The organism is Streptomyces sp. NBC_01012 (assembly GCF_045162755.1).
Taxonomy (GTDB): domain Bacteria; phylum Actinomycetota; class Actinomycetes; order Streptomycetales; family Streptomycetaceae; genus Streptomyces.
The window spans coordinates 6,844,873-6,870,009 of record NZ_CP108688.1 but is presented as its reverse complement, the minus strand read 5'-3'; the positions used below and the strand labels follow the sequence as shown (position 1 = coordinate 6,870,009).

16 protein-coding genes and 3 rRNA genes are annotated in these 25,137 nt (G+C 67.2%); 5 read left to right on the top strand and 14 right to left on the bottom strand.

The window, feature by feature from the left end:
* The 7 genes from OG623_RS30685 to OG623_RS30655 form a co-directional block, all read right to left on the bottom strand.
* Positions 1-333 (bottom strand): small basic family protein, encoded by a 333-nt coding sequence (locus tag OG623_RS30685; RefSeq protein ID WP_003970459.1) that lies wholly within the window; start codon positions 331-333, stop codon positions 1-3.
* Positions 330-1,250 (bottom strand): DUF881 domain-containing protein, encoded by a 921-nt coding sequence (locus tag OG623_RS30680; protein ID WP_406150840.1) that lies wholly within the window; start codon positions 1,248-1,250, stop codon positions 330-332. The genes OG623_RS30685 and OG623_RS30680 overlap by 4 nt, the downstream gene beginning before the upstream one ends.
* 97 nt (positions 1,251-1,347) lie before the next feature.
* Positions 1,348-3,843, bottom strand: a complete 2,496-nt coding sequence (locus OG623_RS30675) for a sugar phosphate nucleotidyltransferase (protein ID WP_406150839.1) — start codon at positions 3,841-3,843, stop codon at positions 1,348-1,350.
* A 113-nt stretch (positions 3,844-3,956) separates the two neighbouring features.
* Positions 3,957-4,565 (bottom strand): CDP-alcohol phosphatidyltransferase family protein, encoded by a 609-nt coding sequence (locus OG623_RS30670; RefSeq protein WP_401516905.1) that lies wholly within the window; start codon positions 4,563-4,565, stop codon positions 3,957-3,959.
* Between the two features lie 147 nt (positions 4,566-4,712).
* Positions 4,713-4,829: ribosomal RNA gene (gene rrf / locus OG623_RS30665) — 5S ribosomal RNA — on the bottom strand.
* A gap of 79 nt (positions 4,830-4,908) precedes the next feature.
* A 23S ribosomal RNA gene (locus tag OG623_RS30660) occupies positions 4,909-8,033 on the bottom strand.
* Positions 8,034-8,329: 296 nt separating this feature from the next.
* Positions 8,330-9,855, bottom strand: a 16S ribosomal RNA gene (locus OG623_RS30655).
* The 16S, 23S and 5S rRNA genes sit together here, the layout of an rRNA operon.
* Positions 9,856-10,593: 738 nt before the next feature.
* Between OG623_RS30655 and OG623_RS30650 the strand changes: the two genes are divergently transcribed.
* Together OG623_RS30650 and ptsP are read left to right on the top strand one after the other, a co-directional pair.
* Positions 10,594-11,043, top strand: a complete 450-nt coding sequence (locus OG623_RS30650) for a PTS glucose transporter subunit IIA (protein WP_406150838.1) — start codon at positions 10,594-10,596, stop codon at positions 11,041-11,043.
* 86 nt (positions 11,044-11,129) lie between these two features.
* The gene (gene ptsP / locus OG623_RS30645) at positions 11,130-12,800 is read left to right on the top strand and encodes a phosphoenolpyruvate--protein phosphotransferase (RefSeq protein WP_406150837.1); all 1,671 of its coding nucleotides are present in this window, start codon (positions 11,130-11,132) and stop codon (positions 12,798-12,800) included.
* Between the two features lie 129 nt (positions 12,801-12,929).
* Here ptsP and OG623_RS30640 read toward each other — a convergent pair whose 3' ends face one another.
* On the bottom strand, positions 12,930-13,844 hold the full coding sequence (locus OG623_RS30640; RefSeq protein ID WP_406150836.1) for a hypothetical protein: 915 nt from the start codon (positions 13,842-13,844) through the stop codon (positions 12,930-12,932).
* A gap of 78 nt (positions 13,845-13,922) precedes the next feature.
* The gene (locus OG623_RS30635) at positions 13,923-15,899 is read right to left on the bottom strand and encodes an acetoacetate--CoA ligase (RefSeq protein ID WP_406150835.1); all 1,977 of its coding nucleotides are present in this window, start codon (positions 15,897-15,899) and stop codon (positions 13,923-13,925) included.
* 253 nt (positions 15,900-16,152) lie between these two features.
* On the opposite strand from OG623_RS30635, the gene OG623_RS30630 reads away from it, so the two are divergent.
* Positions 16,153-18,516 (top strand): glycoside hydrolase family 31 protein, encoded by a 2,364-nt coding sequence (locus OG623_RS30630; RefSeq protein ID WP_406150834.1) that lies wholly within the window; start codon positions 16,153-16,155, stop codon positions 18,514-18,516.
* 26 nt (positions 18,517-18,542) lie between these two features.
* Here OG623_RS30630 and OG623_RS30625 read toward each other — a convergent pair whose 3' ends face one another.
* Complete coding sequence (locus OG623_RS30625) at positions 18,543-19,040, bottom strand: NUDIX domain-containing protein (protein ID WP_406150833.1); 498 nt, start codon at positions 19,038-19,040, stop codon at positions 18,543-18,545.
* A 60-nt stretch (positions 19,041-19,100) separates the two neighbouring features.
* On the opposite strand from OG623_RS30625, the gene OG623_RS30620 reads away from it, so the two are divergent.
* Positions 19,101-19,937, top strand: coding sequence for a M15 family metallopeptidase (locus tag OG623_RS30620; protein ID WP_406150832.1), 837 nt, complete (start codon positions 19,101-19,103; stop codon positions 19,935-19,937).
* Between the two features lie 168 nt (positions 19,938-20,105).
* A complete protein-coding gene (locus OG623_RS30615; protein ID WP_406150831.1) occupies positions 20,106-20,453 on the top strand; it encodes an Mpo1-like protein in 348 nt (115 codons plus the stop codon).
* Between the two features lie 126 nt (positions 20,454-20,579).
* Here the strand turns inward: OG623_RS30615 and OG623_RS30610 are convergent, their stop codons facing one another.
* From OG623_RS30610 to OG623_RS30595, 4 genes are read right to left on the bottom strand one after another with little or no spacing between them, the layout of a single operon-like run.
* On the bottom strand, positions 20,580-21,185 hold the full coding sequence (locus OG623_RS30610) for a GTP-binding protein (RefSeq protein WP_406150830.1): 606 nt from the start codon (positions 21,183-21,185) through the stop codon (positions 20,580-20,582).
* Positions 21,166-21,603, bottom strand: coding sequence for a DUF742 domain-containing protein (locus OG623_RS30605; RefSeq protein WP_406150829.1), 438 nt, complete (start codon positions 21,601-21,603; stop codon positions 21,166-21,168). The genes OG623_RS30610 and OG623_RS30605 overlap by 20 nt, the downstream gene beginning before the upstream one ends.
* A 9-nt stretch (positions 21,604-21,612) precedes the next feature.
* Positions 21,613-22,056 carry a roadblock/LC7 domain-containing protein gene (locus OG623_RS30600; RefSeq protein WP_406150828.1) on the bottom strand — a complete coding sequence of 148 codons (444 nt, stop codon included), beginning with the start codon at positions 22,054-22,056 and terminating at the stop codon, positions 21,613-21,615.
* Positions 22,053-24,860, bottom strand: a complete 2,808-nt coding sequence (locus OG623_RS30595) for a nitrate- and nitrite sensing domain-containing protein (protein ID WP_406150827.1) — start codon at positions 24,858-24,860, stop codon at positions 22,053-22,055. Before OG623_RS30595 ends, OG623_RS30600 begins: the two co-directional genes overlap by 4 nt.
* Between the last annotated feature and the right edge of the window lie 277 nt (positions 24,861-25,137).

Here is a 25,137-nt window from a genome sequence, read left to right as displayed (position 1 = left end):
TCACGCCCGGAAGACGTGCCGGCGGATGGCCGCGGCGTTGGAGAAGATCCGGATGCCGAGCACGACCACCACACCGGTGGAGAGCTGGGCCCCGACGCCCAGCTTGTCCCCGAGGAAGACGATCAGCGCGGCCACCACGACGTTCGACAGGAACGACACCACGAAGACCTTGTCCACGAAGATTCCGTCGAGCATGGCCCGCAGACCACCGAAGACGGCGTCGAGCGCGGCCACCACGGCGATCGGCAGGTAGGGCTCGACCACCGCCGGAACTTCGGGCCTGACCAACAGTCCGACCACGACTCCCACGACGAGGCCCAGTACGGCGATCACGATGTGCCCTTCCCTGTGTCTGCCGCACCACTACCCGTGTCTGCGGCCTGAGGCTCTGCTGTACGTACGATCAGGCTGGGCGCCGCCGGCAGGACCACCTTCTCCTGTTCGGAGAGGCTGGTGCGGATCTCGAAGCCGTCGTGCAGCGCCTGAAGATACTGGCCGTCCGCACTGTTCCGGAAGGCGGTGGCGAGCTTCTTGCCGTCCCCCACCGCCTGCACCGTGTACGGCGGCACGAGCGGCCTGTTGTCGACCAGTATGGCGTCGCCGGCCGCCCGGATCGCCGAGAGGGCCGTCAGCCGCTGCCCGTTGATGGCTACCGCCTCGGCCCCCGACTGCCACAGCCCGTTGACCACGCGCTGCATGTCCCGGTCGCGTACACGTCCGGTGTCGGCGAAACCGGTGGACTCGCGGGGTCCGCCACCGCCCTGGTCGGTGTCCTCGGCGTCGTCCACCACCAGCTTGATGCCCGGGCCCTCCACGGCGGTGGCCCCGGACAGCAGCGCCACCAGACCGCCCTGGTCCCCGCCGTGCTTCTGGAGTGCCTTGCGCTGCCGCTCACCGACGTCCTTGCGCAGCTTCTCGACATCCGCTTCGAGCGTGTCCGCCGTGGCCGTCTCGGCGTTCACCCGGTCGATGAGCTCTTCGCGTTCCTTGGCCACGACCGGGGCCGCCACCCGGGCCTCCGCGGCACCGAGCGTCACGACGAGAGCCGCGAGCACCAGGCCGGCGGCGAGGCCGAGCTTCGCCCTCAGCGTGCGCGGCAGGCCGTCACGCCCCTGTGACCTGCGACGGGCCGACGCCTCGGCGTATCCCTCGTCGAGACTGTGTTCCATCACCGTGGTCAGCAGCGACATGGACGCGTCGGGGCGAGGACGCGGCGGGGCGCTGCTCCGATCGGGGGGCGGCTGCGACATGCCGCACATCGTCGCACGTCATGCCTGCTACCGCCGAATGGCCCCACCGTCGGTCCGGAAGCCATGACATCCGGCTTCCGGACCGGCGGTCGTCCGCTCAGTCGCCCGCGCTGTCCACGACCGCCGCCCACTCGTCGAGGAGCGCCTGGGCCGAGGCGTCGTCGGGGCCCTCGGCCCACAGATGCGTGACCGCTTCCGCACGGTCGGGCAGCACCATCACCCAGCGGCCGTCGGTCTCGACGACGCGCACTCCGTCGGTGGTGTCCACGCTGCGCTCCCCCGCGGCCTCCACGACGCGGCGCATGACGAGCCCCTTGACCGCCCACGGGGTGGCGAGGTCCCGGCGCAGGACATGCGCACGCGGGATACGGGCGTCGATCTGGCTCAGCGTGAGCTGCGTCCTGGCCACGAGCCCGATGAGCCGGACGAAGGCCGCCGCACCGTCGAAGACGCTGCTGAACTCCGGGATGATGAAGCCACCGCGCCCGTCGCCGCCGAAGATGGTGGTGTCCTCACGGCCCACCCGGGTCAGATCGTCGGGTGACGTGGTCGTCCACTCCACCTGCGTACCGTGGTACGCCGCGACCTGCTCGGCGACGCGGGTGGTCGTGACCGGCAGGGCCACCCGTCCGCTCCTGCGCTCCGCGGCCACGAGGTCGAGCATGACCAGCAGGGCCCGGTCGTCCTCGATGATGCGGCCCCGCTCGTCCACGAGGGACAGCCGCTCACCCACGGGGTCGAACCGCACACCGAAGGCGGCCCGCGCGGACGACACGATCTCTCCAAGCCGCACAAGACCGGCCCGTCGGGACTCGGCGGACTCGGTGGGACGGGACTCGTCGAGCCCCGGATTGATCGTCAGCGCGTCCACACCGAGGCGTCCGAGCAGGCTCGGCAGAACAAGCCCCGCACTGCCGTTGGACGCGTCCACGACCACCTTGAGGCCCGCGTCGGCGATGCCTCCGGTGTCGACGTTCCGGAGCAGGGACCCGGTGTAGGAGTCGAAGACGCTCGACGGGAAGTGCAGGTCACCGATCTCGCCGGGGAAGGCCCGGCGGAATTCCTGCCGGGCGTAGACGCGGTCCAGCTTCTTCTGACGTGCCTGGGAGAGATCGGATCCCCGCTCGTCGAAGAACATGATGTCGACCGAGTCCGGCACCCCCGGGGACGTGCGGATCATGATGCCGCCTGCGCTGCCCCGCGCGGTCTGCTGCCGGGCGACGGGCAGCGGGACGTTCTCCAGGTCGCGGACGTCGATGGCGCTGGCCTGGAGGGCCGAGATGACCGCTCTCTTCAGCGCACGCGCACCACGGGAGTGGTCACGCGCGGTCGTGACGGTCGCGCCCTTCTTCAGGGTCGTCGCGTACGCGCCGGCGAGCCGGACGGCGAGCTCCGGGGTGATCTCGACGTTCAGGATGCCCGTGACACCGCGGGCACCGAAGAGATGCGCCTGCCCGCGCGACTCCCAGATCACCGAGGTGTTGACGAAGGCACCGGCCTCGATGGTCTTGAACGGGTAGACGCGGACATTGCCCTGGATGATCGACTCTTCGCCGACAAGGCATTCGTCGCCGATCACGGCGCCGTCCTCGATACGCGAGGCACGCATGATGTCGGTGTTCTTGCCGATCACGCAGCCGCGCAGATTGCTGTGCTGCCCGATGTACACGTTGTCGTGGACCACCGCGCGGTGCAGAAATGCGCCCGTTTTCACGACGACGTTGGAGCCCACGACGGTGTGTTCGCGGATCTCGGCACCGGCTTCGATCTTGGCATAGTCACCGATGTACAGCGGCCCCCGCAGTACCGCGTCGGGATGGACGTCCGCCCCTTCCGCGACCCACACCCCGGGCGAGATCTCGAAGCCGTCCAGCTCCACGTCGACCTTGCGTTCCAGCACGTCGGCCTGGGCCTTCACATAGCTCTCGTGCGTGCCGACGTCCTCCCAGTAGCCCTCCGCGATGTAGCCGCAGATCAGCTTGCCTTCCTTCATGAGCTGCGGGAACACATCGCCGGACCAGTCCACGGAGGTGTCGGCCTGGACGTAGTCGAAGACCTCGGGCTCCATGACGTAGATGCCCGTGTTCACCGTGTCCGAGAAGACCTGGCCCCACGTCGGCTTCTCCAGGAAGCGCTCCACCTTTCCCTCTTCGTCCACGATCGTGATGCCGAATTCGAGTGGATTCGGGACCCGGGTGAGGCACACCGTGACGAGTGCGCCCTTCTCCTTGTGGAATGCGATGAGATCGGTGAGGTCGAAGTCGGTGAGGGCGTCACCGGAAATCACCAGGAAGGTGTCGTCCTTCAGGGCTTCCTCGGCGTTCTTGACGCTTCCCGCGGTACCGAGTGGCTTCTCCTCGTTGGCATAGCTGAGCTCCATCCCGAGCTCTTCGCCGTCGCCGAAGTAATTCTTGACGAGAGAGGCGAGGAACTGGACGGTAACGACTGTCTCGTTGAGCCCATGCCTTTTGAGCAGCCGCAGCACATGCTCCATGATCGGCCGATTGGCCACGGGAAGAAGCGGCTTGGGCATGCTCGAGGTCATGGGGCGAAGGCGGGTGCCTTCACCGCCTGCCATCACGACGGCCTTCATGTCGGAAACGTCCTCCTTGAAGAGACGACGGTCGAGCCGACTTCACCCGTCGGGGCACCACCACAGCACATCCGGTGCGGGCCGGCGACTCTGCGCGGCCCCACATCAACGAGCTAATCGGCTACTTGATCCGCCTTGACGAGACGGCGGACCTGGACCACGTAGAGGATCCCTGCCCACCAGTAGAGGGTTGTACCCCACCCAGCGAACGCCCATCCGAAAATGGTGCCCAGCGAAGCAAGCCAACCACTTCCGTCACTGAGCAGCAACAAGGGGAAGGCGTACATCAGGTTGAATGTTGCAGCTTTTCCTAGGAAGTTCACCTGGGGCGGCGGATAGCCGTGCCTCCGGAGGATTCCTACCATCACGAGGAGCATCAGCTCACGGGCGAGGAGGGCCGCTGTCAGCCAGAGTGGCAGGATCTCTCGCCAGGTGAGCCCGACGAGGGTCGAAAGAATGTAGAGGCGGTCGGCAGCCGGGTCCAGAAGCCGGCCGAGGCTGCTGATCTGATTCCACCGGCGGGCGAGCTTGCCGTCGAGGTAGTCACTGACACCGCTCAGCATCAGAACCAGCAGGGCCCAGCCGTCGCTGTTGGACCCGCCGAACACGGGGCGGAGAATCAGCCACAGGAAGAGCGGTACGCCGACGAGGCGAGCCATGCTGAGGATGTTGGGGATGGTGAGTACTCGGTCCGTCTGAACTCGAGTCTCCTGGACCTCCACCCGGGGGCCTCCTGTGAAGAACGTGCCAATGATGCCCCCTGACCCTACCCTCAGCCCCCGAGCACCGGTGCACAGGGGTGGAGGAAGGGCCCACGGAACGCAGAAAAGCCCCGTGCCACAAGGGCACGGGGCTTTCCCGGAATAATAGTTCGGCGGCGTCCTACTCTCCCACAGGGTCCCCCCTGCAGTACCATCGGCGCTGAAAGGCTTAGCTTCCGGGTTCGGAATGTAACCGGGCGTTTCCCTAACGCAATGACCACCGAAACACTATGAAATTAACCAACACCGGACAAAAACACGGCCGTTCGTTATTTCAGAACCAACACAGTGGACGCGAGCAACTGAGGACAAGCCCTCGGCCTATTAGTACCAGTCAGCTCCACCCGTTACCGGGCTTCCACATCTGGCCTATCAACCCAGTCGTCTACTGGGAGCCTTAACCCTTCAAGAGGGTGGGAATACTCATCTCGAAGCAGGCTTCCCGCTTAGATGCTTTCAGCGGTTATCCTTTCCGAACGTAGCCAACCAGCCATGCCCTTGGCAGAACAACTGGCACACCAGAGGTTCGTCCGTCCCGGTCCTCTCGTACTAGGGACAGCCCTTCTCAATATTCCTACGCGCACAGCGGATAGGGACCGAACTGTCTCACGACGTTCTAAACCCAGCTCGCGTACCGCTTTAATGGGCGAACAGCCCAACCCTTGGGACCGACTCCAGCCCCAGGATGCGACGAGCCGACATCGAGGTGCCAAACCATCCCGTCGATATGGACTCTTGGGGAAGATCAGCCTGTTATCCCCGGGGTACCTTTTATCCGTTGAGCGACAGCGCTTCCACAAGCCACTGCCGGATCACTAGTCCCGACTTTCGTCCCTGCTCGACCCGTCGGTCTCACAGTCAAGCTCCCTTGTGCACTTACACTCAACACCTGATTGCCAACCAGGCTGAGGGAACCTTTGGGCGCCTCCGTTACTCTTTAGGAGGCAACCGCCCCAGTTAAACTACCCATCAGACACTGTCCCTGATCCGGATCACGGACCCAGGTTAGACATCCAGCACGACCAGAGTGGTATTTCAACGACGACTCCACAACCACTGGCGTGGCCGCTTCAAAGTCTCCCACCTATCCTACACAAGCCGAACCGAACACCAATATCAAACTATAGTAAAGGTCCCGGGGTCTTTCCGTCCTGCTGCGCGAAACGAGCATCTTTACTCGTAGTGCAATTTCACCGGGCCTATGGTTGAGACAGTCGAGAAGTCGTTACGCCATTCGTGCAGGTCGGAACTTACCCGACAAGGAATTTCGCTACCTTAGGATGGTTATAGTTACCACCGCCGTTTACTGGCGCTTAAGTTCTCAGCTTCGCACACCCGAAAGTGCACTAACCGGTCCCCTTAACGTTCCAGCACCGGGCAGGCGTCAGTCCGTATACATCGCCTTACGGCTTCGCACGGACCTGTGTTTTTAGTAAACAGTCGCTTCTCGCTGGTCTCTGCGGCCACCCCCAGCTCACCGAGTAAATCGGATCACCAGAAATGGCCCCCCTTCTCCCGAAGTTACGGGGGCATTTTGCCGAGTTCCTTAACCATAGTTCACCCGAACGCCTCGGTATTCTCTACCTGACTACCTGAGTCGGTTTAGGGTACGGGCCGCCATGAAACTCGCTAGAGGCTTTTCTCGACAGCATAGGATCATCCACTTCACCACAATCGGCTCGGCATCAGGTCTCAGACTATATGCACGACGGATTTACCTACCGTGCGTCCTACACCCTTACCCCGGGACAACCACCGCCCGGGCTGGACTACCTTCCTGCGTCACCCCATCGCTTACCTACTACAAGTCTGGTTCATCGGCTCCACCACTACCCTCAACTCCGAAGAGATCAGGCCGGCTTCACGGACTTAGCATCGCCTGATTCAGTACTGGGCGTTTCAAAGCGGGTACCGGAATATCAACCGGTTGTCCATCGACTACGCCTGTCGGCCTCGCCTTAGGTCCCGACTTACCCTGGGCAGATCAGCTTGACCCAGGAACCCTTAGTCAATCGGCGCACACGTTTCTCACGTGTGTATCGCTACTCATGCCTGCATTCTCACTCGTGAACCGTCCACAACTCGCTTCCACGGCTGCTTCACCCGGCACACGACGCTCCCCTACCCATCCCAGCCCCCGTTAGAGGTATGTGCTGGAATGACACGACTTCGGCGGTACGCTTGAGCCCCGCTACATTGTCGGCGCGGAATCACTTGACCAGTGAGCTATTACGCACTCTTTCAAGGATGGCTGCTTCTAAGCCAACCTCCTGGTTGTCTCTGCGACTCCACATCCTTTCCCACTTAGCGTACGCTTAGGGGCCTTAGTCGATGCTCTGGGCTGTTTCCCTCTCGACCATGGAGCTTATCCCCCACAGTCTCACTGCCGCGCTCTCACTTACCGGCATTCGGAGTTTGGCTAAGGTCAGTAACCCGGTAGGGCCCATCGCCTATCCAGTGCTCTACCTCCGGCAAGAAACACACGACGCTGCACCTAAATGCATTTCGGGGAGAACCAGCTATCACGGAGTTTGATTGGCCTTTCACCCCTAACCACAGGTCATCCCCCAGGTTTTCAACCCTGGTGGGTTCGGTCCTCCACGAAGTCTTACCTCCGCTTCAACCTGCCCATGGCTAGATCACTCCGCTTCGGGTCTAGAGCGTGCAACTCAAACGCCCTATTCGGACTCGCTTTCGCTACGGCTTCCCCACACGGGTTAACCTCGCTACACACCGCTAACTCGCAGGCTCATTCTTCAAAAGGCACGCAGTCACGACTGACAACACAAGTGCTGCCAGCGACGCTCCCACGGCTTGTAGGCACACGGTTTCAGGTACTATTTCACTCCGCTCCCGCGGTACTTTTCACCATTCCCTCACGGTACTATCCGCTATCGGTCACCAGGGAATATTTAGGCTTAGCGGGTGGTCCCGCCAGATTCACACGGGATTTCTCGGGCCCCGTGCTACTTGGGTGTCTCTCAAACGAGCCGTCAATGTTTCAGCTACGGGGGTCTTACCCTCTACGCCGGACCTTTCGCATGTCCTTCGCCTACATCAACGGTTTCTGACTCGTCTCACAGCCGGCAGACTATGAAAAAGAGATCCCACAACCCCGCATGCGCAACCCCTGCCGGGTATCACACGCATACGGTTTGGCCTCATCCAGTTTCGCTCGCCACTACTCCCGGAATCACGGTTGTTTTCTCTTCCTGAGGGTACTGAGATGTTTCACTTCCCCTCGTTCCCTCCACACTGCCTATGTGTTCAGCAGCGGGTGACAGCCCATGACGACTGCCGGGTTTCCCCATTCGGAAACCCCCGGATCAAAGCTTGGTTGACAGCTCCCCGGGGACTATCGTGGCCTCCCACGTCCTTCATCGGTTCCTGGTGCCAAGGCATCCACCGTGCGCCCTTAAAAACTTGGCCACAGATGCTCGCGTCCACTGTGCAGTTCTCAAACAACGACCAGCCACCCACCACCCCACCCTTACAGGCGAGTTCACTGGGGCCGGCAACCAAAGGCAGCCTTACGGCCATACCTTCAGATACCCAACAGCGTGCCCGGCCCGATCAACTTGTTCCGCTTTCCACGCCGAAGCAGTACTCACACAACAAGCTCACCGTGCCGAATAGTCAACGTTCCACCCATGAGCAACCACCGTCGAACATTTGCCGACGAAATGGTCTCTGGATTCCCCGAAGGGAACCTAGATGCTCCTTAGAAAGGAGGTGATCCAGCCGCACCTTCCGGTACGGCTACCTTGTTACGACTTCGTCCCAATCGCCAGTCCCACCTTCGACAGCTCCCTCCCACAAGGGGTTGGGCCACCGGCTTCGGGTGTTACCGACTTTCGTGACGTGACGGGCGGTGTGTACAAGGCCCGGGAACGTATTCACCGCAGCAATGCTGATCTGCGATTACTAGCAACTCCGACTTCATGGGGTCGAGTTGCAGACCCCAATCCGAACTGAGACCGGCTTTTTGAGATTCGCTCCGCCTCGCGGCATCGCAGCTCATTGTACCGGCCATTGTAGCACGTGTGCAGCCCAAGACATAAGGGGCATGATGACTTGACGTCGTCCCCACCTTCCTCCGAGTTGACCCCGGCAGTCTCCTGTGAGTCCCCATCACCCCGAAAGGCATGCTGGCAACACAGAACAAGGGTTGCGCTCGTTGCGGGACTTAACCCAACATCTCACGACACGAGCTGACGACAGCCATGCACCACCTGTATACCGACCACAAGGGGGGCACCATCTCTGATGCTTTCCGGTATATGTCAAGCCTTGGTAAGGTTCTTCGCGTTGCGTCGAATTAAGCCACATGCTCCGCTGCTTGTGCGGGCCCCCGTCAATTCCTTTGAGTTTTAGCCTTGCGGCCGTACTCCCCAGGCGGGGAACTTAATGCGTTAGCTGCGGCACCGACGACGTGGAATGTCGCCAACACCTAGTTCCCAACGTTTACGGCGTGGACTACCAGGGTATCTAATCCTGTTCGCTCCCCACGCTTTCGCTCCTCAGCGTCAGTAATGGCCCAGAGATCCGCCTTCGCCACCGGTGTTCCTCCTGATATCTGCGCATTTCACCGCTACACCAGGAATTCCGATCTCCCCTACCACACTCTAGCTAGCCCGTATCGAATGCAGACCCGGGGTTAAGCCCCGGGCTTTCACATCCGACGTGACAAGCCGCCTACGAGCTCTTTACGCCCAATAATTCCGGACAACGCTTGCGCCCTACGTATTACCGCGGCTGCTGGCACGTAGTTAGCCGGCGCTTCTTCTGCAGGTACCGTCACTTTCGCTTCTTCCCTGCTGAAAGAGGTTTACAACCCGAAGGCCGTCATCCCTCACGCGGCGTCGCTGCATCAGGCTTTCGCCCATTGTGCAATATTCCCCACTGCTGCCTCCCGTAGGAGTCTGGGCCGTGTCTCAGTCCCAGTGTGGCCGGTCGCCCTCTCAGGCCGGCTACCCGTCGTCGCCTTGGTAGGCCATCACCCCACCAACAAGCTGATAGGCCGCGGGCTCATCCTTCACCGCCGGAGCTTTTAACCCCGTCCCATGCGGGACAGAGTGTTATCCGGTATTAGACCCCGTTTCCAGGGCTTGTCCCAGAGTGAAGGGCAGATTGCCCACGTGTTACTCACCCGTTCGCCACTAATCCACCCCGAAAGGCTTCATCGTTCGACTTGCATGTGTTAAGCACGCCGCCAGCGTTCGTCCTGAGCCAGGATCAAACTCTCCGTGAATGTTTTCCCGTAATCGGGATCACAACACGAGAGCGGAACAACCAAGTCGGAATAAGACCGGTCGTCCACAGCGTCCTCGCTGTTGTTGCCTACCCGACCCGAAGGACCGGTAGGACTTTTCAAAGGAACCACCAACCTGCCGAAGCAGGCCGGGGTATCAACATATCTGGCGTTGACTTTTGGCACGCTGTTGAGTTCTCAAGGAACGGACGCTTCCTTCGGTCCCGTTTCACCGGGCCCCTCCGGGCGCTTCCCTTCGTGTTCTTGCGTTTCCGACTCTATCAGACTCTTTCGTGTCCGATTCCCGGCCGAAGCGGGATCCTGCGGGTTACTGCTCGGCGATTAAATCACCACCGATTCGCGTTCCAGTTCTTCGCTTTACGCGTTTCCCTTTCCGGCGAGTCCGACTCTAGCAGGCCTTTACCGGTCTCTTTGACCGGGGGTCCCTCTTCGATCGAAGGCCTCGCGGGCATGCGAGAGCATAATCAGAAGAGTTACAGTCTGGGCTTGGGAGTCACTGTCGGCCCCTGACTCGAGGTCGTGTGGGGGCCAAGCAGGGATACGACAGTACACGGCGGCTGTGAGACGAGGCAAATCGTTTCCGGTGCACCCCTAGGTCGGTCAACCGGTAGCTCTCAGGCGGAACCGGGACTTCATATGACTTACGCTGCTGATCAGTACGCCGCCCTCCAGCAGCCCCGGCGGTGACATACGGATCCCCACCTCTGAGAGGCCCCCATGACCACAGTGACGTCCCCTCTTGCCGGCCGTGCCATCGGGCTCACCGCGGTTCCCGACCCCGTGTTCTCCGGAGCGATGGTGGGTCCCGGTACGGCCATCGACCCCGTGCGCGAGCCGTCCGAGGCTGTCTCGCCGGTCGACGGAATCGTCGTCTCCCTCCACCCGCACGCCTTTGTCGTTGTCGACGACCAGGGCCACGGCGTGCTGACCCACCTCGGGATCGACACCGTGCAGCTCAACGGTGAGGGCTTCGAGCTCCTTGTGAACAAGGGGGACACCGTGACCCGGGGGCAGGGCATCGTCCGCTGGGACCCGGCCGCCGTCGAGACCGCCGGCAAGTCGGCCATCTGTCCCGTCGTGGCTCTGGAAGCCACTGCCGAGTCCCTCTCCGACGTCCGTGAGGACGGCGAGGTGAAGGTCGGCGACACGCTCTTCGGCTGGCAGTGACACCCTCGGAACAGCAAGAGGGAGTGACCGGCCAGTTGGGCAACCACCACGGCGGCGCAGCCGCCGCACAATCGGAGACGGGTGAAATGGAGACAACGCTGCGAGGCGTCGGCGTCAGCCACGGTGTGGCGATCGGCGAGGTTCGGCACATGGGGACCGCCGTGCTCGAGCCGCCGGCCAAACAGATTCCCGCGGACGAGGCCGAGCGCGAGCAGGGACGTGCCCGTCAGGCCGTGGAAGCGGTTGCCGCCGACCTGATCGCGCGCGGCAATCTGGCCGGCGGCGAGGCACAGCACGTGCTCGAAGCCCAGGCCATGATGGCGCAGGACCCCGAGCTCATCGCCGACGTCGAGCGGCGTATCGCGGTCGGCAGCACCGCCGAGCGTGGTGTGTACGACGCGTTCGCCGCGTACCGCGCTCTGCTGGCCAACGCCGGGGAGTACCTCGCGGGCCGGGTCGCCGACCTCGACGACGTACGGAACCGGATCGTGGCTCGGCTGCTCGGCGTTCCGATGCCGGGTGTGCCCGACAGTGACGAGCCGTATGTGCTGATCGCGCGAGATCTGGCTCCCGCCGACACGGCGCTGCTCGACCCCACGCTGGTGCTCGGCTTCGTCACCGAGGAGGGCGGGCCGACCAGCCACAGCGCCATTCTCGCGCGTGCGCTCGGGGTGCCCGCCGTCGTGGCTCTCCCCGGAGCGGGCGAGATCGGCGAGGGCACGGTCGTGGCCGTGGACGGCAGCACCGGTGAGATCTTCGTCGAGCCGAGCGCGGAGAAGCGTGCCGAGATGGAGAGCGCTGCTGCGGCCCGCAAGGCGGCGCTGTCGGCGGTGACCGGTCCCGGGGCCACCTCCGACGGTCACAAGGTGCCGCTGCTCGCCAATGTGGGCGGCCCCGGTGATGTTCCGGCGGCACTGGAAGCCGGTGCCGAGGGTGTCGGGCTGTTCCGTACGGAATTCCTCTTCCTGGACGACAGCAAGCAGGCTCCGTCCGAGGAGAAGCAGATCGCGGCGTACCGCGCGGTGCTGGAGGCGTTCCCCGAGGGACGTGTCGTGGTGCGGGTGCTGGACGCGGGCGCCGACAAGCCGCTGGACTTCCTGACCCCTGCCGACGAGCCGAACCCGGCGCTCGGTGTACGTGGTCTGCGCAGCCTGCTCGACCACCCGGACGTGCTGCGGACCCAACTGACGGCGCTGTCCAAGGCGGCCGAGGGCCTTCCGGTGTACCTGGAGGTCATGGCCCCGATGGTGGCCGACCGTGCGGACGCGAAGGCGTTCGCCGACGCCTGCCGTGAGGCGGGGCTCCAGGCGAAGTTCGGGGCGATGGTGGAGATTCCGTCCGCCGCGCTCAGGGCGCGCTCGGTCCTCCAGGAGGTGGAGTTCCTGTCGCTCGGCACCAACGACCTGGCGCAGTACACCTTTGCGGCCGACCGTCAGGTCGGGGCCGTGTCCCGGCTCCAGGACCCGTGGCAGCCGGCGCTGCTCGACCTGGTCGCGCTCTCGGCCGATGCCGCCAGTGCCGAGGGCAAGAGCTGTGGTGTCTGTGGTGAGGCCGCTTCGGACCCGCTGCTGGCGTGTGTGCTGACCGGCCTGGGTGTCACCTCCCTCTCGATGGGTGCGGCGTCCATTCCCTATGTGCGGGCGACGCTGGCGAAGCACACGCTCGCGCAGTGCGAGCGCGCCGCATCCGCCGCGCGTGCGGCGGACTCCGCCGACGAGGCCCGGCTCGCCGCACAGGCGGTGCTGTCGGGCGAGTGATGCCGGGCGCCGCGCGCGGCAGGACGTGTCCGAGGTGAAGGGGTTCCCGCCGGTTCCGGTGGGAACCCCTTCGCGTCGGTGATGGCCGTCTGTGCCGGCCGTCGGTGACGGCCCGTCCGTGGTGATCAGTCAGTGGTGGTCCTCCGGGGCGTCGGCGCCGAGGTCGAATCCCGCGCAGTACTCGACGCCGGATTCCGGTGGGACCGGCTCTCCCGTGTCGGCGTCGGTGCAGTAGGCGCTGAACACCGCGCCCGCCGTGAGCGGCAGGAGACTTCCTCGGTGCAGCCGCCAGCCGTGCACCCGGTCCGGGGTGTCCGGAGCGGTGGTGCGCAGGACGACACCTCCCTGGGTCTCGAGCGCCACCCCCACGGCGAGCACGGTCGCGAACTCCGCGCCTTCCGACGACGCGAGGCGGGCGGGACCGTCCGCGTCCCGTGCGGTGTGCAGGACTGCGAGGAGTTGTTCGCTCTCCGTGGGTGTGCTGCAGACGATGTGGTGGGTGCCGGGGCCCGCCGTCTCCAGCAGTCGCATCAGCAGGTGGGATGCCCGGTCGAAGGCGGCCCTGCCGATGTCCTGACCGCACTCGGCGCAGTCGCCGAGGCCCGCCAGCAGCATCGTGGCGTACTCCCATGTCGCGCGCCGGACCGCTCCTGAGACGAGCTGCGGGATCAGTTCGGCGATGGGCTGGCCTGTGTAGGCCACGGTGGCACCGCCGGCTGCGAGCTCGGCGGTGAAGCGGCTGCGGCTCGTGCCCGCGTCGGGTTCCAGGCCGGACTCCACGCAGAACTCCGCGTACTCCTCCGGGTCGAAGAGGGCGACGGTGGTGTGCGTCCCCTGCGCGGCCAGTGTCTGGAGCAGGCCCTCGACCTGCTGGAGGTAGACCGTGTGGTCCTCGAAGGTGAAGCTCCGGTAGTGCCGCATGGCCGCGAAGTCCTCGGCGTCGGCCAGGAGGCCGACGGTGCTGGGTGCTTCGCGGCGCAGGGCGCGCCGCATGGATGTTCCGGTGCGCGGCCTGCCGCGTCGGCTCTGCTTGATGTGCGCCATGAGTCCCCCTGTGCACTGTCGATCGATGCTCACTCAGCGTAATCAGAGGGACTGACAACGGCCTCCGCGTCGGTCGGGTCAGTGGCGGGTGCGGGCGAGGTCCTCGTAGAAGCGGAGGAGTTCGAGGTTGTCGATGGAGCCCGGGTTGACCGCCTCGGAAAGGGCTGCGCCCTGGAGGAGCCGCTTGACCGGAACCTCGATGCGCTTGCCGGTGAGGGTGTGCGGGATGGCGGGGACCTCGATGACCTCGTCGGGTACGTGGCGCGGGGAGAGGTTCGCGCGGATGGTCCGCTTGATGCTGTCGCGGAGTTCGTCGTCGAGCGTGGCGCCTTCGGCGAGGTGGACGAAGAGGGGCATCCAGTAGCCGCCGTCCGGCTCCTCGATGCCGATGACGAGGGACTCGCGGATCTCGGGAAGCCTCTCGACCGCCTCGTAGATGTCGGCCGACCCCATCCTGACGCCCTGCCTGTTGAGGGTGGAGTCGGAGCGGCCGTGGATGATGACCGAGCCGCGCTCGGTGAGGGTGATCCAGTCACCGTGGCGCCAGACGCCGGGGTACACGTCGAAGTAGCTGTCGTGGTAGCGGCTGCCGTCGGGGTCGTTCCAGAAGCGGACCGGCATGGAGGGCATCGGCGCGGTCACGACGAGTTCGCCGACCTCGCCGACGAGCGGTTCGCCGGCGGGGTCCCAGGCCTGGAGGTCGGTGCCCAGACAGGGTGCCTGGAGCTCACCGATGTGGACCGGCAGGGTGGGGACCGCTCCCGCGAAGCAGCTGCAGACGTCCGTCCCGCCGCTGACGGAGGCGATCCACAGGTCATCGGCGACCGCGTCGTGGAGCCAGCGGAAGCCGTCGGGCGGGAGCGGGGATCCGGTGGTGGCGACGCACTGGACGCGGCTGAGGTCGTGGTCGCGGCCCGGGTGGACGTCCGCCTTCCGGCAGGCCATGACGTAGGCGGCCGATGTGCCGAAGAAGGTGGCGCCCGTCTGTTCGGCGACGCGCCACTGGGCCTGGACGTCCGGATAGCCGGGGCTGCCGTCGTACAGCACGATCGTGGTGCCGGTGAGCAGGCCGGAGACGAGGAAGTTCCACATCATCCAGCCGGTTGAGGTGTACCAGAAGAACCGGTCGTCGATGCCGAGGTCGCAGTGCAGCCCGAGCTGTTTGAGGTGTTCGAGGAGGATCCCGCCCTGGGACTGGACGATGGCCTTCGGGAGCCCGGTCGTGCCGGAGGAGTACAGCACCCACAGCGGGTGTTCGAACGGGACCTGCTCATAGACCGGTTCGGCGTCGGATGCGGTGAGCGTCGACCATTCGAGTGCGCCTTCGGGCGCGTCGGTGCCGAGGAGCGGGATGTGGACGACCGCGCGCAGGGTGGGGAGTTCGCGGCGGAGCTCGGCCACGGTGGCGGTGCGGTCGTGCTCCTTGCCGCCGTAGCGGTAGCCGTCGACGGTGAACAGGACGACGGGCTCGACCTGCTGGAAGCGGTCGAGGACGCTGCGGGCGCCGAAGTCGGGGGCGCTCGACGTCCAGACCGCGCCGACCGCTGCGGTGGCGAGGAAGGCGACGACCGCCTGGGGGATGTTGGGGAGGTATCCGCTGACCCGGTCGCCCGGGCTGACGCCGAGTGCGCGGAGTTCTGCGGCCAGTGAGGCCGTCTGGCGCCGGAGTTCGGTCCAGCTGATGGAGACCTGGGTGTGGGTCTCGTCGACGTACAGCAGGGCGGGGGCGTCCCGGCGGAGCGGTTCGTCGGCCATGCGCAGGGCGTGCTCGGCGTAGTTGAGGGTGGCGCCGGGGAACCACTGGGCGCCGGGCATGGTGCGGTCGCCGATGACGGTCTCGTACGGGGTGGAGAAGCGTACGTCGAACCAGTCGGCTACGGCTGCCCAGAAGGTGTCGAGCTCGTCGACCGACCACCGGTGCAGTGCCGCGTATCCGCCGTCCGCGGGAGCCCCGTACCGTCCGGCCGCCCATCGCTGGAAGCGGGTCATGGCAGCCGTCTCGACGCGCTCGGGCGCGGGCTGCCAGAGGGGGGCTTCGCCGGCTGCTGAGGTCATGGAGGCTCCCTGGCCTTTCGGTGTGTACGCGGGGATGTGCGTGCGTCGCGCGCACGGGCTGGGGTGTGCGCGTGAACGGCTGTCACGGACGATGCCATGTGATCGTCTTGCGCACCAGGGTCCTCCTGCCATGGCCGCGTGTCCGGCTGTGTGGTGCGGCCACAGGCGACGGCAGGCGACCCACGGCCGACCGCAGGTGAACGGAAGCTGAACGGAGCACGCTTCGGTCCTGGTGGATGGCAGGGTGGCCCTCATGGATGGTCGTGACCTGGTGCGCTCGGTGAGAATGGTCGGTTCCGTGAAGGGGATGCGTACGGTGCGCTCCGCCTGGCGGCGTCGGCGTGCGGATGCGCGGGCGCTCGCGCCGCGCGGTGCGGAGCGGGCGCGGGTGCCCGGTCTTCTGGTCGGTGCCGAGCCAGGTCCTGGCGGTGGGGTCGTGCGGTTCGCGCGTTCGCGGCTGCGGGTGCGGGTGGCGGTGGGCGGTGCGGTGTTCTGGTCCTGGGACGACGCCGAGCCGCTGCCCTCGTACGCCCTGACGGGGACCGGCCCCGAGGCCGACACGCGGGCGCGGCTGGAGCCGGACAAGAACGGCGGCTGGCAGGTGGTGTCGGAGCGGCTGACGGTCACCGTGTCCCGGCACGGCGCGGTGGAGCTGCGTACCCCGGGCGGGGTGGTGCTGCGGCGGGAGCTTCCGCCGCGCTGGTGGGAGCCGGTGGCAGGCGGTGCGGCGCGGTGGGTGCAGCGCTCCGAGGTGCCCGCCGATGCCCGGTTCTTCGGGCTGGGCGGGCGCGCCGGAGGGCCTCGGCTGAGGGAGGGGACGTACCGGCTGTGGAACACCGATCCCGGTGGTCGTTTCGGTCCGGGTGACGACCCGCTGTATCTGACGATGCCGGTGCAGATGGTGGTGTCGGACGCGGGGACGCATCTGGCGTTCCATGACAACTCCTGGGCGGGCAGGGTCACACTGCGGGAGGGCGAGGAGGGCGCGGGGTCAGGGCACGACCGGCCGGGCTCGTGCGAGGTACGGATGGAGGGGGGTCCGCTCCGCTGCTGGGTGGTCGTGGGTACGCCGGCCAGGGTGCTGCGGGGGTGGACGGCGCTGACGGGCGCGCCGGCGCTGCCGCCGTCGTGGGCGCTGGGTCCGCAGCACGCGCGCTGGGGGTTCGGCAGTGAGCAGGAGGTGCGGCGGGTCGTGGCGGGGTACCGGGAGCGGGGGCTGCCGCTTTCGGTGCTGCATCTGGACATCGACCACTACGACGCGCATCAGGTGTTCACGGTCGACCCGGAGCGGTTCCCCGATCTCCCCCGGCTGGCGAAGGAGCTCCGCGCGGACGGTGTCCGGCTGGTGTCGATCGTCGATCCCGCGGTGAAGGCGTCGGCGGGCAACGCGGTGTTCGACAGCGGTCTCGGGGTGGGCGCCCGGGGCGCGTTCGTCCTGGATCCGCAGGGCGCGCCGGTGCGGGGTGAGGTGTGGCCGGGTGAGTGCGTCTATCCGGACTTCACCGATCCGGCGGTGCGCGAGTGGTGGGGTGCGCTGTACGAGGAGCGGCTCGGCCAGGGGTTCGCCGGGGTGTGGCACGACATGAACGAGCCGGTGGCGTTCTCGGCCTTCGGGGACCCGTCGCTGCCCCGTTCGTCACGGCATGCCCTGGAGGGCCGTGGCGGGGACCACCGGGAGGCCCACAACGTGTACGCGCTGGCGATGGCGAGGGCCGGGTACGAAGGGCTGCGCCGGCTGCGCCCGGATGAGCGGCCGTTCCTGTTCTCCCGTTCGGGCTGGGCGGGGATGCAGCGGTACGGCGGGACCTGGTCCGGTGATGTGGCCACGGGCTGGCCGGGTCTCCGGGCGTCGCTGGCCCTGGTGCTGGGGCTCGGGCTCTGCGGGGTGCCGTATTCGGGGCCCGATGTCGGTGGGTTCGACGGGTCGCCGTCGCGGGAGCTGTATCTGCGCTGGTTCCAGCTGGGCGCGTACATGCCGTTGTTCCGTACCCACGCGGCGATCGACGCGGGGCGCAGGGAGCCGTGGGAGTTCGGGCCCGAGGTGCTCGCCCACGCGGGGCGGGCGCTGGAGGAGCGGGAGCGGCTGCGTCCGTACTTCGTGACGCTGGCGCAGTTGGCCCGGCTGACCGGTGCGCCGTATGTGCGGCCGGTGTGGTGGGCCGCGTCCCAGGACCGTGAGTTGCGGGACTGCGAGGACGCGTTCCTGCTGGGTGACGCGCTGCTGGTCGCCCCGGTGCTGGAGGAGGGTGCGGTCCGCAGGGCGGTGCGGCTGCCGCGCGGGCGGTGGTACGACACGGCGACGGGGCAGGTGTACGAGGGGCCCGGCCAGGTGGTGGTGGACGCGCCGGTGTCACGGATTCCGGTGCTGGCGCGGGCCGGTGCCGTGATCCCCGTGCGGGGCGCGGAGGGGGCCCTCGAACTGGAGGTGTGGGCGCCGCCCGCCGGGCGTACCGGCGGCGGGATGGTGGTGCGGGACATGGGCGACGGGTGGGCGCGCGCGGAGGTGGAGCGCTACACGTCGCGTCTCAGGGGCGGGCGCGTGGTGGTCGAGCGGGAGGGCGAGGAGGAGCTGGTGCCGTATCCGGTCCGGGTGCGGGGGCTGCCGGCTCAGCCATAGGCAACGGCCCAACCATAGGCACCGGCTCAGCGGTAGGCGCCGGCGAACCAGGAGCGTACCGCCCGGGTGTGCAGCGGGAAGGCGAGTTCGTCCGGGGTGTGCAGCACGTCGTATCCCGAGGTCTCGTCGGTCGGTGCGGAGCGCGGGAGTCCGGCGGCGGGGCGCGGTGGGAACAGCCCGAAGAGCAGCAGGTGGCCGTCGGGGGAGCTCAGGGCGTCGGCGAGACGTACGTCCGTCTCGTCGGCCCGGATGCCGGTCTCCTCGCGCAGTTCGCGTACGACGGCGTGGCGCCAGTCCTCGGCCTCGTCGATGTAGCCGCCGGGCAGCGCCGTCCCGCCCCGGTGGGGGTGGATGGTGCGGGTGATGACGACGAGGCCGGTGTGGTGCGGTCCGGTGACGGGCAGCAGGGCGACGGCCACGGGCAGCGGGTTGCGGTAGGCGGTGCGACCACAGGCCGTGCAGGTGCGGGGCCAGGCGTCGGTGACGTACAGGGCCCCGCAGTTGCCGCAGTGGGAGTCGTTCACGGCCGGACTGTATCCGATCACTCTTCTCCTGCGGCCCCGGAGCTGATAGACGATGTGCCCATGACAGGAATCGCTCGTCTTCTCCGCGCCCTGGCCGTCGCCGGCGCCACCCTGCTCGCCATGTCCGCCACCGCCCCGGTGGCGGTGGCCGGGCCCGGAACCGTACCCAGGACCGGGCACGGTTCCGAGACCAAGGCTCCGCGGGAGTTCGTCGACCTCCGCTCCGTCGATCCGACGATCATCACGGAGATGCATTACCCCACCGCGCACAACTTCATGGGCGAGCCCGTCGACGGCTACCGGCAACCCGTCTGCATCCTCACCCGGCCCGCCGCCCTCGCGCTGCGTACGGCCCAGCGGAGCCTTCTGCGGCAGGGCTACTCGCTCAAGGTGTACGACTGCTACCGGCCGCAGCGCGCCGTGGACCACTTCGTCCGCTGGGCGCAGGATCTCGACGACCAGACCATGAAGGCGGAGTTCTATCCGGCTGTCGACAAGACGCGGCTGTTCGAGGACGGTTACATCGCGGAGAATTCCGGGCACAGCCGGGGCAGCACGGTCGATCTCACCCTGGTGAAGCTGCCCGCGCTGCCCACCAGGCCGTACCAGCCCGGTGAGGAACTGGCTCCGTGTTTCGCACCGCAGAGTGAGCGCTTCCCGGATAGTTCCGTGGACATGGGGACCGGTTTCGACTGTTTCGACACCCTGTCGCACACGGATGACCCGCGGGTCCAGGGCGTCCAGCGCGCCAACCGGCAGTTCCTCAAGAAGACGCTCACCGATCTCGGTTTCGTGAATCTGGCCGAGGAGTGGTGGCACTTCACCTACCAGCCCGAGCTCTTCCCCGACACGTACTTCGACTTCCCGGTGGCCAGGCGCTCCGTCGCGGGGCACTGACCCCGCACAGCAGGAGCGCGTGGAACGGCAGGAACGGGCGGAGAACGGGCGGAGAGCAAGGGGGAACGGGCGACCGGGACCACCCCCGTGGGCTCCGACCGCCCGTTCCCCTTATCGGGACGCGACAGCGCCGTGTCCGGTTGCCGACCGAGCCATTACGGTGCATTCATGTCTCAGCAGACGTTCGGTTCGTATGAAGAGTTCTGGCCCTACTACGTCGCCATGCACTCCAGAGCGGCGACGCGATGGGTCCATCTGACCGGGACCCTGACCGGCCTCGCCGTGACGGCGTACGGGCTGGCGCGCGGCCGGAAGGGGTACGCCCTGGCGTTGCCCCTGATCGGATACGGCACCGCGTGGCCCGCGCACTTCCTCATCGAGAGGAACAACCCGGCCACGTTCGGGCATCCCGCGTGGTCCCTGCGCGGCGATGTGCAGATGATTCGGATGATGCTCGCGGGGCAGGACGACGAACTGGCCAGGACCGCCGCCGAGTGGCTCGCCGAGAACCGGTGAACCGGCTGTGCGCACAGGGTTGACGGCCCGTCACCCCGGGTGAAGACTCCTTCCACGCGCCACACGGTTCGCGCGGCCCGTACCCCGGTCGGCGGGGGTACGGGCCGTGTCGTGTGCGGTGGGGCGTCAGGTCGCGGCGGGCTCCCGTAACCGTCCGGCCCGCGTCATGGCGTGCTCCACGACAGCGACGAGCACATCCCGTACGGAGGCACGGTCGCGCGCGTCACAGACCAGCACCGGCACCTCGGGGTCGAGGTCGAGTGCGTTCCTGACCGTGTCGGTGGGGAACTGCTCCGCGCCTTCGAAGAGGTTGACGGCGACCGTGAACGGGATCGCCCGGCGCTCGAAGTAGTCGACCGCCGCGAAGCAGTCCTCCAGGCGCCGGGTGTCCGCGAGTACCACCGCGCCGAGGGCACCCTGGGCCAGCTCGTCCCAGAGGAACCAGAAACGGTCCTGCCCCGGGGTCCCGAACAGATAGAGGACCAGGTCCTCGCGCAGGGTGATCCGGCCGAAGTCCATGGCCACCGTGGTGGTGCTCTTGCCCTCGACCCCCGCCACGTCGTCGACGGGTCGTCCCGCCTCGCTCAGCGTCTCCTCCGTACGCAGCGGTCTGATCTCGCTGACCGCACCCACCAGGGTCGTCTTGCCCACACCGAAGCCGCCCGCCACCAGGATTTTCAGGGTAACGGGCTCGACGGGCCGCCTTTTGCGGCTAGAGCGCCCGAAGGCCATTGATCACCTCGCGAAGAATGCTCTCGTCCGGCAGCTCGGCCGGCGGAACGGGACGGGTGACGTGCACCAGCTCGTCCTCGACGAGGTCACCGACCAGGACACGGACCACCCCGACGGGGAGGTCCAGTCCCGAGGCGAGCTCGGCGATCGACTGGGGCAGGTCGCTGCACAGTTCGACGATCTCCACGTGTTCCGGGGAGAGCGTCTGGTTCCGGCCTGGATCGTCCGCCGCCGGTTCGGGGATGACGATCGCGATCAGGTCGAGACGGTGACGGGACGCGCTGCTGGTACGCCCCCGGGTCATCGCGTAGGGCCGGACCACCGGCCCCGCCTCGGCGTCGTACCAGCGCGAGGAGCCCGCTGCGCCGGGAGCGGGCGGTGATCCGGGCGCGGTGTCCCGGAAGGAGTCTGCGCTCATCCCCTCACCTCACCCTCCGGCGGACAGACCGGTGGCCCTGGGGGCGTTGGCCAGGTGCACTCCCACGCGCTTGACCATGAGCGTCATCTCGTACGCCACCTGCCCGACGTCCGAGTCCGAGTCGGCGAGCACGGCGAGGCAGCTGCCGTCACCTGCCGCCGTGACGAAGAGGAAGGCCTCGTCGAGTTCGACCACCGTCTGCCGGACGCGGCCCGCGTCGAAGTGCCGGCCGACGCCCTTGGCGAGGCTGTGGAACCCGGAGGCGACCGCCGCCAGGTGCTCGCTGTCCTCGCGGGTCAGGTCCTGGGACATACCGGTGGCGAGACCGTCGCTGGAGAGCACCAGCGCCTTGCGGATGCTCGCGACGCGCTCGACCAGTTCGTCGAGGAGCCAGTTGAGTTCGCCGGAGCCCTGGCGTGATGCGTTGTGTGCTGCGGCGTTCGGTGCGGTCATGGACCGTCCCCTCCCGGAGTGGTTCCTGGTGCTGTCTCGCCGGGACCGGCCGCGTCGTCCTCGGCGTTCTGCCGACGGCCCCGCTGCCAGCCGCGTTGAAGCGAGGCCATGCGATTGCGTACTTCGTCCGCGTCACGTTCGAGGTCGTCGACGGTGTCCGCGGAGGCGTGACCGGAAGTCCGCACAGCGGAGTCCTCCCGGAGCTGTGGGGCGAGGTTCGCCTGCCGGACCCTGCGCGGGAGACCGCCCACCGTGTCCGGCGCCGGCGGCCGGGCGGCGGGCCCGGGCCGCGACGGCGCCTCATCGGCCGCGGCCGTGTCCCGGCCGGACTCCACCGTGCCGCCTTCGGCGCCGGGAGCGGCCGGGGAGGCCTCCGCCGTGCCGGGGTGGGAACGGCCTCCTTCGCCGATCCGGCGGCTCTGGCCGGTGATCTGCGCCCCCGTCCTGCGGCGTGGCAGCGGGACGGGGCCCGTGGGGCGCATCGGCCTGACGTCCGCCGAGCGTTCGTCGTCCGTCGCGTCGAAGGCCTGCTGGTGCTGTTCCCTGTCGGCTTCCCTGCGCAGGTCGCGGGCCCGGAAGATGCCTCCGCGTTCGCTCTCGGTGTCGTCGAGGTCGGACACCCCGTCGAGGACCGGTGCGAGTGCCGGGTCGAGCTCACGGTCGAGAGCGGGGTCGGTGAACCCGAGTGTGCCCACCGGGCCTTCGAGTTCGACGGGGCCGTCGAGCACGGACGGGTCGGTGAGGCCCGTGGGGACCGGGGAGAGCCCGGCCGGTCTGCCCGGGATGCTCTGGCCCGCGGCACCGTCCCTGCGGGTCTTGTCGCTTCCCGGTACGTCGTCGCCCGGCCGGCCGCGGCCGATCGCCCTCTCGGCACGCCGGTCGAGGCGGAAGCCGGTGCCGTGGGTGTCGGGGGCCTCGGTGAGGAGCTGTCCGGGGATGAAGACGACCGCGGTCGTCCCTCCGTACGGTGAGGTCTGCAGCGACACCCTGACGTTCTGCCGCTGGGCGAGCCGGCTGACGACGAAGAGGCCGAGCCGGTCGGTGTCGGAGAGTTCGAAGTCGGGGGTCTCGGCGAGCCTCAGATTGGCGTCCAGGAGGATCTCGGGCGCCATGCCGAGGCCGCGGTCGTGGATCTCCAGGGTGAAGCCGTTGGCGACGCGTTCGCCGTGCACCTGGACCGCGGTGTGCGGGGGCGAGAACACCGTGGCGTTCTCCAGGAGTTCCGCGATCAGGTGGGTGAGGTCGGCGACGGCCGGGCCGCCCACGCCGATGCGGGGCAGCCGGCGGACCTCGATCCGCTCGTAGTCCTCCACCTCGGCGACCGCCGCGCGCACCACGTCCATCAGCTGGATCGGCTTGCGCCACTGCCGGGACGGTGCCGCCCCGGAGAGGATCACGAGGCCTTCCGCGTGGCGGCGCATGCGGGTGGTGAGGTGGTCGAGGCGGAAGAGGTCGGCGAGCTCGTCGTCGTTCTCGGTACGTCGCTCCATGGTGTCCAGGAGCGTCAGCTGGCGGTGCAGGAGCACCTGGTTGCGGCGCGCGAGGTTGACGAAGACGTCGGACACCCCGCGGCGCATGTCCGCCTGCTTGACCGCGGCCTCGACGGCGGCCCGCTGAAGGGTGTTGAGTGCCTGCCCGACCTGGCCGATCTCGTCGCGCTCGTAACTGAGGTTGGGCGCTTCGGTCTCCACGTCGACCTGCTCACCGGCCGCCAGCCGCCGCATCACGCTGGGGAGCCGCACCCCGGACACCTCGTGCGCGTCCTTGCGCAGCCGGGAGAGGTCGCGGACGAGTTCGCGTCCCACACGTACGGAGACGAAGACGGATATGAGCAGGGCGACGAATCCGAGGACGCCCGCGACACCGGCCAGGATCATCACGCGATATCCGGCGGGCTCGGCGCGGTCCTGGAAGCGGTTGGTCATCTCGGTGCCGTCGTCGGCCAGGTCAGCCAGGACCGGCGGGGCCACTTCCTCCCAGCGCGCGGCGTCGACGGTGCCCGGCTTCGTGAACGGACCGGCCGCGATGAGCTTCCGCTCGGACGTGCGCAGCGGCTCGGTGTCGGGGCTGCGCCAGTACTGCTCCATGCGCCCGCGCTCGCTGCTCGGCAGGAGCTCGAGGTTGACCTCGTACAGGAGGGAGCGGCTGGCGGCGAGGTCGGAGACGACGCGGAGTTCGGGGGCGCCGAGCCGTCCGGCGATGAGGCCCGATGCGACCAGGGCGTCCTCGCGCGAGAGCATCTCGCGGGCCCGTGAGATGCCGACCAGGGCCCTGACCTGCTTGTCCATGGACACGTTCTCCATCGACTGGAGGCCGTTCAGGAAGCGGTAGCAGGGGTCGACGAGGCCGTTGTAGAAGTCGAGTGCCCTGGTCCGGTCGACCGTGCGCTTCTCGACGGACCCGCGCAGCGCGTCCAGGCCGTCGACCTCGCTGAGGATCGAGTCGAGCTGGCCCTTCGACTCGGGGCTGAGCTTGTCCCGTACGTCCTCGTCCTTCGCGCTCCGCCTGACCTCGGCCACGACCTGGTCGGTCCTGGCGCGCTGGCGGCGCAGCAGGGGCAGGGCGTCCGATGCGCGGGGGTCGGCGAGGAAGACGAGTGTCTGGCGGCGTTCGCCCTGCACGGCGCGGATGGTGTCTTCCAGCGGGTGGCCGACCTGCTCCACGATGGCGCTGGCGCCCATCAGCTGGCTCGCCTCGCGGCCGGTGACGTAGGTGGCGAAGATCCAGAGGCCCGTGAGGGAGATGAGCGGCACCAGGAGCAACGCCACGATCTTCCTGCGGATGGACTTCCCGCGAAAGCGCATGGCCTCCCCCAGCTCGGCCCCGCTCCGCGGGGGTGGTCGTGTCGGTTCTGCCGCAGCCCGCCGGGTGCCGGCAGGAGTTCCGTCAACAAACGGCGTGAGCCTACTACTGACCTACCGGTAACTCGAAGAGGTGTCCGGTCGATTTCAGGCCGCTCTTTCCCGAGTTGCTCACCAGTTGTCCTGGTATTCCCCACGATGAAATTCACGAAAGCGACAGAGAAGCCCTGGCAGAACATGATGCGTCCACACACGGCAGTTGGCTGGAATTCTTCGTTCC

What these genes read in the sequence shown, in the direction of transcription:
- OG623_RS30650 (WP_406150838.1), top strand. Translation starts at nt 10,594, where the DNA reads ATGACCACAGTGACGTCCCCTCTTGCCGGCCGTGCCATCGGGCTCACC.
- OG623_RS30595 (WP_406150827.1), bottom strand. Translation starts at nt 24,860, where the DNA reads ATGCGCTTTCGCGGGAAGTCCATCCGCAGGAAGATCGTGGCGTTGCTC.
- OG623_RS30600 (WP_406150828.1), bottom strand. Translation starts at nt 22,056, where the DNA reads ATGACCGCACCGAACGCCGCAGCACACAACGCATCACGCCAGGGCTCC.
- ptsP (WP_406150837.1), top strand. Translation starts at nt 11,130, where the DNA reads ATGGAGACAACGCTGCGAGGCGTCGGCGTCAGCCACGGTGTGGCGATC.
- OG623_RS30605 (WP_406150829.1), bottom strand. Translation starts at nt 21,603, where the DNA reads ATGAGCGCAGACTCCTTCCGGGACACCGCGCCCGGATCACCGCCCGCT.
- OG623_RS30680 (WP_406150840.1), bottom strand. Translation starts at nt 1,250, where the DNA reads ATGTCGCAGCCGCCCCCCGATCGGAGCAGCGCCCCGCCGCGTCCTCGC.
- OG623_RS30615 (WP_406150831.1), top strand. Translation starts at nt 20,106, where the DNA reads ATGTCTCAGCAGACGTTCGGTTCGTATGAAGAGTTCTGGCCCTACTAC.
- OG623_RS30675 (WP_406150839.1), bottom strand. Translation starts at nt 3,843, where the DNA reads ATGAAGGCCGTCGTGATGGCAGGCGGTGAAGGCACCCGCCTTCGCCCC.
- OG623_RS30610 (WP_406150830.1), bottom strand. Translation starts at nt 21,185, where the DNA reads ATGGCCTTCGGGCGCTCTAGCCGCAAAAGGCGGCCCGTCGAGCCCGTT.
- OG623_RS30620 (WP_406150832.1), top strand. Translation starts at nt 19,101, where the DNA reads ATGACAGGAATCGCTCGTCTTCTCCGCGCCCTGGCCGTCGCCGGCGCC.
- OG623_RS30635 (WP_406150835.1), bottom strand. Translation starts at nt 15,899, where the DNA reads ATGACCTCAGCAGCCGGCGAAGCCCCCCTCTGGCAGCCCGCGCCCGAG.
- OG623_RS30630 (WP_406150834.1), top strand. Translation starts at nt 16,153, where the DNA reads ATGGATGGTCGTGACCTGGTGCGCTCGGTGAGAATGGTCGGTTCCGTG.
- OG623_RS30640 (WP_406150836.1), bottom strand. Translation starts at nt 13,844, where the DNA reads ATGGCGCACATCAAGCAGAGCCGACGCGGCAGGCCGCGCACCGGAACA.